The sequence below is a fragment of the Planctopirus limnophila DSM 3776 genome (assembly GCF_000092105.1).
GTDB lineage: Bacteria > Planctomycetota > Planctomycetia > Planctomycetales > Planctomycetaceae > Planctopirus > Planctopirus limnophila.
Map to the genome: position 1 here is coordinate 1,221,637 of NC_014148.1, position 11,947 is coordinate 1,233,583.

Here is an 11,947-nt window from a genome sequence, read left to right on the forward strand (position 1 = left end):
CAATCCTTTCGCGACTCTCCCCCCCAACAACTTCAACCCCTCGTTCCGCCGAAAGTCCGCCAATCATGAGTTCCTCCAGAGGTGCCTGGGCTTCACGCATCGGTCTCGTGCTGGCCATGGCAGGAAATGCCGTCGGGCTCGGCAACTTCCTCAGATTCCCAGGCCTCTGCACAAAGTATGGCGGTGCCTTCCTCATCCCCTACTTCATCGCTCTCCTCCTCCTCGGAATCCCACTCATGTGGGTCGAATGGTCCATCGGTCGCTACGGCGGACAATTCGGACACTCCACCGCACCGGGCGTCTTCGATAAACTCTGGCGCAACCGCTTCTCAAAATATCTAGGTGCTCTCGGCGTAGCACTCCCTTTACTCATTACCATCTACTATTGCTATATAGAGTCCTGGTGCCTCGCCTATACCTGGTACTCGGTCACCAGACCATTCGCCCCGCAGGAAGGCGACACCCAAAAGATCCTCTATTCGCCCGTCTCTCCACAACTCGTTACAGAAGTCGCCGCCTGGAAGTCATCCCGTGCTCTCGCACTCCCCATCTCTCGCACTGAGTGGGAACAAAAAGGCCAGAATCTCAAATCCGCCAACCCTCGCCGCTTCGAAAAACTCAACCCACCAGCCATCTTCTCCAACCTTGATACCAACCGCGACGACTCCCTCACCACCGATGAATTGACCCTGCAATCCTCCAACAACTCAAACCTCATGCGCGATCTCATCTCGCAGGATCGCGAGGCCCAGCTCGCCAAAGAACCCATCACCAAAGCCGAATGGCTCGCCGCAACGGAGTTTATCCTTCAGCACAATCCCGAGATGGCTCGCCTTCTCAAACTTCCCAGCGATGCCGCTTTTACAGCCATCGATCTCAATAAAAATAACGCTCTCGATCCCCCCGAACGCCTCGCCATCGAAAAACCCCTCGCCAATGCCCGCACACAACTCTTCCTCGATGAATACCTCGGCAGCCGCTCCTATGAAGACCCCGCTATCGAAGCCACCTACTTCCGCACTCTCTGGCCCGCCGTCTTCTTCTGGATCGTCACCGTAGCGATCAACTGTCTCGTCCTGGGGACTGATATCAATGCCGGCATCGAACGTCTCGCAAAAATCGCCATGCCCGCTCTCATTATCTTTGCTATCATCCTCGCTGCCCGCGTCCTCACGTTCCAGTCCCCATCCACAGCCGAGCATGGCTACACCGTCTGGGATGGCATGAACTTCATCTGGGAGCCCCGCTTCGATCAACTCGCCAATCCCGAAATGTGGCTCGCTGCCGCCGGACAGATTTTCTTTACGCTCTCCGTAGGCACAGGCAGCATCCTTTGCTATGCCAGCTATTTAAAGCGGAATGACGATTGTGCTCTCACTGGCCTCGCAACAGCTTCCACCAACGAGTTCTGCGAAATTGTCCTCGGCGGCTCAATCGCTATCCCCATGGCCGTCGCCGTCTTCGGCCTCTTCGGTGCTCAAGCCATTGCCAGTGGCGGCTCATTTAATATCGGCTTCGTCGCCATGCCTCTCATCTTCGAACAGATGCCCCTCGGCCGTCTCTTCGGCCCCGTCTGGTTTGCTCTCCTCTTCTTTGCAGGCATCACATCCTCCGTCGCCCTTGCCTCTCCCATGATGGCCTTCCTTCAGGATGAATTCGGCATCTCCCGCAAATCGGCCGCAGGCATCCTCTTTGGCATCCTCATTGGCTTCGGCATCCCCGTCGTCGTCTTTCCAGGCTCCGCCTACCTCGATCAGTTGGATTTCTGGGCCGGAACATTAGGCCTCTTTATCTTCGCTCTCATTGAACTGATCATCTTTGGCTGGATCTTCGGCGGTAAAGAAATGTGGGCCGAAATGACTCGCGGTGCGCAAATCCCCATGCCCAGATTCGTCTACTACCTCGTCCGCTACGTCGCTCCGATCTATATGTTCGTGATTCTCGGCCTCTGGATCTCGCAGGAATGGCAAACCCTCACTTCCGTCGAATCTTTCCTGCCCGAACAACGCGGCTACATCTGGATGGCCCGCGCCTCAGTCGTCACCGTCATCGGCCTCGTCGCCCTCCTGGTAGGCCTCGCCTGGGCCACAAAATCTGACCGACAAGTCCGTCAATCCCCGCCCCAACAAAACGAGCCGGAAGCGTAAGCGACGGAATTATTGTTTAACCCCGTAGGGTCCGCTATGCGGACCATAACCCGGTGCTATGTTGTATATATCTTGTCAATCGTAGGGCAGGCCCCCGCCTGCCTTCCTACTACCCAACGCGACATCGCGAGCAAAAAAACAACGAGCCGGAAGCGTAAGCGACGGGCATTCATCATTTACTTCCATAAAGCATGTAGGGTGGGTTAAGGCTCTGCGCAACCTACCAAGTGTTATGTAGGGTGGATGAAGTTCTGACGCAATGCACCATCTTCCTGCTGCGACATTCCCCCGTCGGCTGGGCTAAGCCCCGCGCAACCCACTATCGTCAACCCTCGCCCGGTCCTCCGGGAGAGGGTAGCCGCAGGCCGGGTGAGGGCCGCCTTTCTATGTGTTCACGTAGTGCATGCAGTGCACGTAGGGTGGGTTAAGGCTCTGCTTAACCCGCCAGGTCCTATGTAGGGTGCATGAGGTTCCGACGCAATGCACCATCATATTACTACATATTCCACAATTTAAATAGGCCACACCCCGCCTGCCATCCCACTCCCCAACATGACGTCGCCAAAACAACAACGAGCCGGAAGCGTAAGCGACGGGCATTCATCATGTACTTCCATAAAGCGCACGGTAGCCCTGTAGGGCAGGCTCCCGCCTGCCGATTGCGAATACTACACTCTTTGGGCTCAATCCAGAAAGACAGGTACCCACGAGCCCGCCCAACATCACTGAGTCTTCTCCGACCTTCGTGCTTTTCGTGTCCTTCGCAGGGTGGCACAGGTTGCTCGTCCGCGAGCTACCTGTGTGCCGGAGGAAAAGGAGGCATTGTTGGAAAAAGCCCTCTTCAGTTAGTTTATGACAGTTTTTTATATTCAACTGAATCAGGCGAGGCGTTCATCCTTTTGGGTTTTCACCACCCCGGTAGAATCGGAATTTCAACCGGAGCCACTCTGCCAACCTGTGCCACCCTGCGCACACCATCCGTTCAGATGAACATCACCTACCGTCAACCTCCAATGGAGTTCCGTTCGCCACAATCTCAATCCTATTCTTACACTCCTCGAATAAAGGAAATGAAGCAGATGTTAATCGCGTTCGAGACACATATAAATAGCGAATCTTCTCACTACGAACAATCGCCTTGAACGATTCATCACCAAAAACGCTATCAGATAACTCAAGAAAGTCCACATTTGGAAAGTGCTTAAGAAGATCCTCTAGTCCGTCATCAACACCAGTTGCAAATGGTATCTGCAAGGCTTTCACGGAGGCAAACACGCCATTCACGTCAATATCCCTCATGTCTATGTTCCTCTTTTTGAAAGACGTCAAATACACGGCCTTGAGACTTGGGAGGCGAGGCTCGCTGAAAACCTGCTCAAACCACCAATAGGGTATTGAAATTGCCGCTGGCTTCTGCTTTTCAATGGCTTTCAAGTCAGAGAATGTCGGCACCGGTGGAAAAAAAGTCGCTCACCATACGGCGACGGAAGGGGCATGGCTCCAGCAGGTGGATCAAAGCCTTCACGATAAACAGTTAATAGTTCGCCAGCGGCTTCAGGTTGGCTATTGTAGCTGCTCGAAGGTCCCTTTGGGCCGCAGCCTGCCACCAATATCAGATATGCTGCCAAAGCTGGCATCCCGAGCAACACAGAACAACGCACGATCATGATTAACCCACCTATGTTTTAAAGCACTTCAGGGCAGGGTGGCCCAGACGTGGCTTTGCACGTCTGGGTTACGATAGGAACAAGAAACACCGAATAAACGCAATGAGTCCTGACCCTTTCGATATTCCTCAATCTCGCACGGCAGGCTCCCGCCTGCTGGCTGAGTATGCCACACTCGCTGGACTCATTCCAGAAAGACAGGTACCCCCGCAGGGTGGCACAGGTTGCTCGTCTGCGAGCTACCTGTGTGCCGGAGGCAGGGGAGGTTTGATTGCTGCAAGCATGGCAATACGAGTCTTTGAGGATCATTAACGGAATTCGAGCAGATTTGCGGTTCTGCCAATGCCCTATTGCGGCTTCACCACCCCGGTAGAAATCAGAATGTCAACCGGAGCCACCCTGCGGCAACATCCCCAGATCGGCCACAAACCACACCAGAGTATAGACCAGCGTCACAATCAAAAGCTGGGTGATCTGTGGAGACCATTGCCTGAGGAGGAAAGGGATCGAATGCTCTGTCCTACTCATCAGCCACTACCTGATTCTGATTGATGCAACCGTTATCGAGGAGTTGTACGCGGATCGGTCACCATCCGTTGTTGTGCTCGATCAGAAAACGCAATTCGTGGGCCATGAGCGTTGCTGAAAATCGTTGGACCGATCCATCCGCGAGGAGTGCCAGAAAACCTCGATCGCCGACTTTGCCCAGGCCTTGTGCCGGGTTGGGCTTCTCGTAGGTCAAGCCGCCGGGTTTGGTCCAGATTGTCGCCTGATCGGCTCCCGCCTGGACGACGAGAATCGTATGCATGGTGCTGTCGCGGAGAGCCTTCAGCGGGAGTCCTTCGTCGCCGCCGAGCGGTGTCCCTTCTCCCATGAAGACTTGAAAAGGTGTCTTCGTCGGGTCGGCGACAAGATCCGAATGGAAAACTTCGGGCATCTGTTGCACGAGCTTCAAGTTGTGCTCGCTGTCCCAGGGCTCATCAAGATGAAACTCGTTGTATAAATCGGCTCGGCCCAGAAAGGGGAGCAAATGGACCCGCCAGCTCAAGCCTCCTTTGTCGCCGACTTCCGGTCCCTGCGAGTTTGAGGGGAATCGATGGTGGATGTCGTGATATCGATGCAGGGCCAGGCCAATCTGCTTCAAAGAGTTTCGTTCGCTCTTGGCAAACAATTCGCGGCCCAGTTTCTCGAACAGAGGTTGGGCGAGATCAGGGAGCGTTTTGATGTTCGCGGGTGCGAGCACCGTCAAGACGATGTGTGCCCCTTCCTGCCTGACGACGACACCTTTCAGGCTGTTGACGACAAAATCGACCAATGGAGCCCCCGCGGCGGATTCGATCAGGCCCGGGACGACCGCCCTGGCGATGTTCAACTGCTTCCGCAGTTCCTCAGTGGCCACTGCCGATGCTTCTGGTTGACGGGTCAGCAGTTCCACTCGCGCCAATGAACTCCCCGCAGTCCCTCGGCTCAGAGTGGCATCAATCACGATAGACTCGAATTTCCGGAGCTGATCCGCCTGCGGAAAGAATGTGGCCATTTTTACCCAAAGAGCATCCTGCGACTTGATATCGACCGCGATGGAGAGATCATCGGTGCCACTGAGTCGATCGACCAGCGCATGCGGTGTCATCGTGGTGGCTGTGCCGGTTCTCAGGCGGGATTGCAGCGTTTCGTAGTTTCCCATGACGACCGTGGTCGGCGTGGGTGCCCACAGGCCGACGCCATCTTTCAGGTAAACTGTCTCGCCATTGATGGTGGTCCACTCATTCGCGGATCGCTCCATGTGATGGGCGGCGACCGGTTCCTTGAGAGTCGCGACGAAGGTGGGGAGAGGTTGTAAGGGATTTGATGGAGCGTAGACCCCTCGGAAGTCAAGCCATTCACCGCCGCGTGCCGTCATGAAGGCGACCAGATCCTGATCGCGGATGTTGGGCGAGGCCTTCAGGATTCTCCCCGACAACATCACGATGGGCCGACCTTCGGAGGGAATCCCGCCGAGGGACTGACGCACATGATCAAGGTCGATGGGCAAGCCGCCGGGCTTTGTCCATTCGGTGGCCAGCGATTGATCGGCCACCACAATCATGATTGTGCTATCATGACCATCCCTGTCGTCACGTAACGAGGGGCCTCGCGCCATACCATTCTGGAAGGCGAGTTTCTCACCCACCGGCAGGTGCATGGAGGTCTTACCTGGTTCGGTGACGCCCGCTGTGGCGAAGACCTTGGGCATCCTGGGGATTAACGTTTTGTTGTGCGGACTATCCCAGGGTTCATCGAAGTGAAATTGTTTGTAGAGTTCCAACTCGTCGAGCAGGGGGAGCAAATGGACCCGCCAGCTCAAGCCGGTGGCTTTTCCCTCAGCGTCACCATCCGGCCTTGGTAGCAGAGAATTCCAGCCGCTGGCGTGGTTATGCATAGCGAGATCGACCTTTAAAAGACCCCACAACGGATCGCGCGTCCTGTCGGGCTTTTTCACTTCGCCGCCAAGCTTGGCCAGTTGTGCCCATTGGTCGACGACGGGTTGATCGACGGCAATCAGCAAGCGTTCGATATAGGCGGGATTTTGAAGGAATGGCCAATTCATGAGTGGCGATTCAGCCAGCAGCCCCGCACCTTCGGCTTGTCGATACAGGGGCGACTCCACGACGTTCCGCAGCCGGACCGAAGCCACAGCCACACTGTTGTTCGGAAGATACTTCTGCTCAGGAAACATCTCGCTGGCAGCGGCGATGTGCGACAAGCCCACGAAAAGGCCATCAGCCATCGGGAAACTGCCACACAGTGCGGCCATGATCCAAAACGTGCGACGCATGATTCACCCTTCATTCTCGAACACAGACGTGCCGCTGGCACAGGGGAAGAATTCCCGAAGAGAGGTTCGCGACGGGGCGCACGCCGCTCGTATTAATCTCACCATTTACCAATCCACCGGCAAGAAGAATTCCGTTCAGTATCCCGTGATTTTCAAAGAATGATGCCCGCAACATCGCCTCCCCCAAAACAACGAGCCGGACGAGCATTCCGTAGGGTCCGCTGTGCGGACCATATTCCGCCCGCCACCACCCGCGACACCTTCAAAAGTAGGGTGCATGCCAATGCACCAATTCGGGCTGCCACTATGAGACCAGTGCCTTCCGAAGACTTCACGGCAGGGTGGCCCAGACGTGGCTTTGCACGTCTGGGTGACGATAGGAACAAGAAACACCGAATAAACGCAATGAGTCCTGACCCCGTCGATATTCCTTAGTCTCGCAGGCCAGGCTCCCGCCTGCCGGCTGAATATGCCATACTCTTTGGACTCAATCCAACGATCTGATTGGAGGCTGTTGGGCATGAAGGACAGGCGCGAGCCTGCCCGACTTTACTGGAATCATCGATCATCGCATCCGGGGGGGGGCGATCTGGACTGGTTTCACCACTCCCTCCGACCTACATCATTTTTTTGAATTGATCTCGCTCCCGATCGCGAGATCCATAATGAGAGTGCCCGTCGCTGACGCTTCTCGCTTTGTTGGGCCAGGCCGGGAGAGTATTTAATGGCGAAGCCAATCGAAGAGCCTATCAGACGCTGAATACTCTATTGACGTGAACTGGCAGTACAGGTATTACCCCGGCGGTATGGAGTTGTAAAAACGTTGCAGCCCGTCAAATGATGCGTGTTTGACGGCGTTTTGGACGGGGCTTCTTGGGCGTTTACCCCTGCTGATTGGAAGTACCTTGCGGTTGAGGAGTCGGCGAAACCATGTTCACCCGGCTGTTGGGGATGACCGCACTGGCGATCGCAGTGATCAGTTTCTCGGGTTGCAGCCTGCTGATTGCAAATTCCGGCATCGTGCTTCGTGATCTTGATACGCGGCAGATGGTGCATGACCGTCTCGGTCAACCGGACAATGTTTCCGTCGTCGATCTGGTCGATCCCCGCAGTGAAAAGATCCGCCAGTTTGAAGTCGAGCAGTATCATGTTCATGCCAAGTTTAATACAGCCATGCCCATGGGATCTTCGTCAGGATTGATTTTCTTCATTGAGCCAATCATGACATGCATTGCACTTTACGATGCTGCGAAAGAAGTAGCCGTTGGCCACTCCCTGGAATTCGTTTATGACGAGCACGGGAACACGATCGGCCATCAATATCCTCAACCATTCGACGGTTCCGGGCGGTCAAGTTCCAGTGAGAGCAATGTGCTGAACTGGAAGCGGGCGGACGAAGCTAGCCAACCTTAGCAGCCTCACACGGCAGGCCCCCACCTGCCATCCCACTCCCCAAACGGACATCGCCAACCCAAAAACAACGAGCCGGAAGCGTAAGCGACGGGCATTTAGCATTTACTTCGGTAGAGCGTAGGGCAGGCTCCCGCCTGCCGACTGGGTATGCCACACTTTTTGGACTCGATCCAGAAAGACAGGCACCCACGAGCCCGCTCAGCCCTTCGGTAGTTCCAGCGGACGTCCCAGCAGATGCCGCAGACAGCACTCCAGATCGGTAAATCGAAACTGATAGCCCGTCGAAAGCAGTCTGACGGGTTGCACATGGCTGCTCGCAAAGAGCAGGTCGTGTGCCATTTCCCCCAAGGCCATTCGGGCGGCGAACTCTGGTAATGGCACGCAGGCATACCGTTTCATCACTCGGGCCAGCACTTGTGTGAATTCCCGATTTGTCACCGCCTGGGGAGCTGTCGCATTCACGGGCCCTGCTAAACTCGGAGTCGCGATCGAGTGCAAAATCGCCCCGCACAAATCATCCACCGAAATCCAGCTCCAATACTGCGAGCCATTCCCAGCGACACCGCCGGCACCCCACCAGAACGGTGTCAGCAACTTCTGCAAAGCCCCTCCTCGTGGTGTCAGGACAATCCCAATCCGCAGATTGACCACGCGAATCCCCGCCTTCCGCGCAGGCTCGCACGCCTCTTCCCAGGCTTCGCTCACTTCGGGGAGAAATCCCTGCCCCGCGGCCGATTCTTCGGTCAACACCTCGTCACCGCGATCGCCATAAAAGCCAATGGCAGAAGCACACACCAGGACGGCGGGTGGCTCCTTAAGCGCTGCCAGTCTTTCGCACAACTTCCGCGTTCCCACCACCCGGCTGTCACGAATTCGCTGCTTGAACGCCGGTGTCCAGTGTCCTCCGGCTATGTTCTCACCCGCCAGATGCACGACTGCTTCGACGCCATCGAGCGAACCCTCCTGCACCTCACCCGATTCCGAGTTCCAGATCACATCGGGTAATCCGGTCGCATACACCTGGGGAGTTGGCTTTCTCAATAGCCGTGCGACGCGATGCCCCTGCGTTGTCAACATGGGGATCAGCGTCGAAGCGACTAAGCCTGTAGCCCCCGATACCAGCACCTTCCGGCTGGAAAAACCCGACTCATGCAGTTGCTTCCACTGAGTCAGATCCATCAGCGTCGTGCGATGGCGATAGCCGAACATTGTGGCCAGCTTCTGCTCGACAAACGATCCTCCCAGCCACGCCCCCAATGATCCTCCCGGCAATCGATAACTGATCTCATCCGTCAATTGAGATTCATTGACGCCCAGATTCGCAAAGCGATGGCGATGCTCGAAGTGAGCAAACGGCCCCCGCACCTGGATGTCGCGAAACTCCTGCCCCCAGACACAGTGGCTATGCCTGGCAACCCATGTCTGCCGCATCCCAGCTGCAGGAACCGACAGCACCACCTCACCCGCGTTGTCGATGCCACCGGTTCGCGAGATCACACGGATCTCTTCCCAGGGCGGCGTCAATCTCTCGAGTGCACCCGGAGCCGCATGCCACTCAAACGCTCTCTCGGCACTCACCGGCAGCACCACCGAGCGTTGGAACGATTGAAGATGGACAGGCAGAGTGGCCTCTGTGGTCAATGTTTGCTCGATCGCTGTCGCTGCATGACTGGCCAAGATGTCTCTCCCACTGCAGTTATTCACTCACCAGGGGCACCTCTGGATTTAAATCAGTTCATGATCGGTTCATGATCAGGTCGGATCGTGAACGCTGCCCAATTCAAGTCCAAAGGAGGGGTGGCCCTCATGAATCGTCACACATGAATCATATCACACACCGCCCCCACGACCCATCAGCACCACTTTTCCGGCAATCCCGTAGGGTCCGCTGTGCGGACCATATTCCGCTCGGCTACCACTTTCTTGCCTGCCACCTTCTCGGGTGCCACTCCCTCGGGTCTAACTTTCGCGGGTGCCACTGCCGGCTTGCCAGCAGTGCTCCTCCCACCAACGAACAAGCATATCCCACGTCCACCCCGCATCTGCCACCAACGAGCCGGAAGCGTAAGCGACGGGCACTCGAGAGAGATCAATGGATCAAAGCCACGAAGCGTTCTAACACGACGAAAGTCAAGTAGGGTGGGTTAAGTCTTCGCAACCCACCAGCCCAGCAGCCCGGTAGGGTGGGTTAAGGCTTTGCGCAACCCACCAGCACCCTTGCCAGCAGTGCTCCTCCCACCCCGCACTCGACTCCCAGCCTTCGTGCTCTTCGTGAACTTCGTGGTAGAATCACATTTCTTACAGGGTGGCCAAAGGCGTATCTTTGAACAACTGGAAAACGCTTTTCACTAAAATGCATCCAGTGAAACGCAGCAAAGCTCCGGTTGAACTCGTGATTTTGACAGAATCCAAAAGCGGATGTGCCACTCTTCTTGCGATGCCCATAACTCAGAATGTGCATGCCGGATTTGCGGATGTTATTGATTGTTAAAAGTGGAAAACACATGCTTGCTCAGCCCCGCAAGCAGGACACGAATTTCCGAAATTCGTGAATCGCGAGTATGCCACCCCGCCAGGCCAGGAAGAATATCCCTTGTGGCGTCACCATCCCGGTAGAAATCAGAATTTCAACCGGGGTCACCCTGCGATTTATCAGGCTCAGTTTTGATCTTCTTATGGTTTAGTGACGCCTTCGAGAGCCGAGAGCCGTTCTTGGGTGAGCCGGCTGTATGTCCGGTTATGGACTAGAGGACGGATGCTGCCTCCGCGGTAGAGATCCGCCTCAAACGTGGTTTGAGCAGAACGATAATCTCTCCAGAGCTTCGATGCCTCCGAGAAGAGTCGTAGCGCCTCAGGATCTAAATCTTTGGCGACGTCCCGCTCTTTCTCAACTAGCTTTTTATCTAAATATTCAGCAATCTTACTCGACGCAATATTCATTTCAATCTGGGTTAACGCCGACTGGAGATGCGCCTCCAAGTCCCGTAGCTTCGCATCATCAGCACGTAATGCACTGGTGAGAACCATCGCCATAAGAACCGCATAATGAAGCTTCGTTTGCATGTATTCTTCTGCCTAACGATAAAGGTAACGGCGCCGCTGCCAAAAAAACTATGTGTTCAAAATGGGCGTCATCGACGGCTACCATTCATCGCTTTGTAATGCGTCTATTCACTTTGTACAGCTTTGTGCGTGCGGCCAATACTCCAGTACATATAACCCATCTGCAAGCAGACCCTTGCGAAAGGGTGCGCCTTGTTTCTTTGCCTCTGATACTATTCTGTTCACGTATTCGTCAAGTGATTCACCTTTGGGGCGCGCCCACGACTTCGCAGGAATTTCGTACGCGGTGACGATCCATATGTTTTCATGATATGCCAGCATCAACACAAGTTGCTCACGGGCACTCCCTTTGAAAAAGCAGGTGGCCACATCTTCCCGGCCGCCCAAAACGACGAGTTCCGTAAACCAGAGCGTCCAGCGTTGGGACCGTAGGTACTGCCCCAACGACTGAAGCGCCTCGTCGCGGGCATCGTCTTTGAGTTTGCTGAAGACGGGAATCTTGGGTAGAGGATTTGGAAGTTCATCACCTGAGAAAATGGACAGAAACTCCTCCGCAGCCGTTTCGGCTGGATGGAATTGCGTTCGGTCGTTCCGTTTCATGGGTTGAACACTCGATGCCGGAGCTCGCGTCCCATCAGCACCCCCACACCCGGAACATAAGCTTGCCACGGACAGACACAGGGCAAATGGAAAAATTACTTGTAAGCGATTCATCAGCACAACGCACCTTGTAAGCGAGTGGTCAGCCTAACGACGGGCATCACCGAGCACGAGCGGTTGACTCAGCGCAAGTCAAAACGGCCGATCGAGTGCTTCGTGTGCATGCCATGGTTCTGCCACAT

At 55.4% G+C, this 11,947-nt stretch carries 9 protein-coding genes; 3 read left to right on the plus strand and 6 right to left on the minus strand.

From position 1 onward, the window contains the following. Nucleotides 1-65 precede the first annotated feature (65 nt). Nucleotides 66-2,147: an SLC5/6 family protein gene (locus tag PLIM_RS22450; protein WP_013109230.1), complete on the plus strand. Its 2,082-nt coding sequence runs from the start codon at nucleotides 66-68 to the stop codon at nucleotides 2,145-2,147. 993 nt (nucleotides 2,148-3,140) lie between these two features. Here PLIM_RS22450 and PLIM_RS04960 read toward each other — a convergent pair. Beyond that, on the minus strand, nucleotides 3,141-3,446 hold the full coding sequence (locus PLIM_RS04960; RefSeq protein ID WP_148226978.1) for a hypothetical protein: 306 nt from the start codon (nucleotides 3,444-3,446) through the stop codon (nucleotides 3,141-3,143). Nucleotides 3,447-3,916: 470 nt separating this feature from the next. On the opposite strand from PLIM_RS04960, the gene PLIM_RS24035 reads away from it, so the two are divergent. After that, the gene (locus tag PLIM_RS24035; protein ID WP_148226979.1) at nucleotides 3,917-4,126 is read left to right on the plus strand and encodes a hypothetical protein; all 210 of its coding nucleotides are present in this window, start codon (nucleotides 3,917-3,919) and stop codon (nucleotides 4,124-4,126) included. A gap of 72 nt (nucleotides 4,127-4,198) precedes the next feature. On the opposite strand, the gene PLIM_RS24350 is transcribed toward PLIM_RS24035, so the two are convergent. Then, a complete protein-coding gene (locus PLIM_RS24350; protein ID WP_013109232.1) occupies nucleotides 4,199-4,342 on the minus strand; it encodes a hypothetical protein in 144 nt (47 codons plus the stop codon). Between the two features lie 58 nt (nucleotides 4,343-4,400). Further along, complete coding sequence (locus PLIM_RS04965) at nucleotides 4,401-6,629, minus strand: DUF1559 family PulG-like putative transporter (protein WP_013109233.1); 2,229 nt, start codon at nucleotides 6,627-6,629, stop codon at nucleotides 4,401-4,403. A gap of 930 nt (nucleotides 6,630-7,559) precedes the next feature. On the opposite strand from PLIM_RS04965, the gene PLIM_RS04970 reads away from it, so the two are divergent. Further along, complete coding sequence (locus PLIM_RS04970) at nucleotides 7,560-8,042, plus strand: hypothetical protein (RefSeq protein WP_013109235.1); 483 nt, start codon at nucleotides 7,560-7,562, stop codon at nucleotides 8,040-8,042. A gap of 198 nt (nucleotides 8,043-8,240) precedes the next feature. On the opposite strand, the gene PLIM_RS04975 is transcribed toward PLIM_RS04970, so the two are convergent. The 3 genes from PLIM_RS04975 to PLIM_RS04985 all read right to left on the minus strand — a co-directional run bounded on the left by PLIM_RS04975 (nucleotide 8,241) and on the right by PLIM_RS04985 (nucleotide 11,705). Continuing rightward, nucleotides 8,241-9,719 (minus strand): TIGR01777 family oxidoreductase, encoded by a 1,479-nt coding sequence (locus PLIM_RS04975; RefSeq protein ID WP_013109236.1) that lies wholly within the window; start codon nucleotides 9,717-9,719, stop codon nucleotides 8,241-8,243. A gap of 996 nt (nucleotides 9,720-10,715) precedes the next feature. Further along, nucleotides 10,716-11,105: a lysozyme inhibitor LprI family protein gene (locus tag PLIM_RS04980; RefSeq protein WP_013109238.1), complete on the minus strand. Its 390-nt coding sequence runs from the start codon at nucleotides 11,103-11,105 to the stop codon at nucleotides 10,716-10,718. Between the two features lie 108 nt (nucleotides 11,106-11,213). Continuing rightward, nucleotides 11,214-11,705 (minus strand): hypothetical protein, encoded by a 492-nt coding sequence (locus PLIM_RS04985; protein WP_013109239.1) that lies wholly within the window; start codon nucleotides 11,703-11,705, stop codon nucleotides 11,214-11,216. Nucleotides 11,706-11,947: the final 242 nt, after the last annotated feature.

Bases quoted from the DNA above. Each gene is read 5' to 3' on its own strand.
- PLIM_RS22450 (WP_013109230.1), top strand. From the start codon at position 66: ATGAGTTCCTCCAGAGGTGCCTGGGCTTCACGCATCGGTCTCGTGCTG.
- PLIM_RS04960 (WP_148226978.1), bottom strand. From the start codon at position 3,446: ATGAGGGATATTGACGTGAATGGCGTGTTTGCCTCCGTGAAAGCCTTG.
- PLIM_RS24035 (WP_148226979.1), top strand. From the start codon at position 3,917: ATGAGTCCTGACCCTTTCGATATTCCTCAATCTCGCACGGCAGGCTCC.
- PLIM_RS24350 (WP_013109232.1), bottom strand. From the start codon at position 4,342: ATGAGTAGGACAGAGCATTCGATCCCTTTCCTCCTCAGGCAATGGTCT.
- PLIM_RS04965 (WP_013109233.1), bottom strand. From the start codon at position 6,629: ATGCGTCGCACGTTTTGGATCATGGCCGCACTGTGTGGCAGTTTCCCG.
- PLIM_RS04970 (WP_013109235.1), top strand. From the start codon at position 7,560: ATGTTCACCCGGCTGTTGGGGATGACCGCACTGGCGATCGCAGTGATC.
- PLIM_RS04980 (WP_013109238.1), bottom strand. From the start codon at position 11,105: ATGCAAACGAAGCTTCATTATGCGGTTCTTATGGCGATGGTTCTCACC.
- PLIM_RS04985 (WP_013109239.1), bottom strand. From the start codon at position 11,705: ATGAAACGGAACGACCGAACGCAATTCCATCCAGCCGAAACGGCTGCG.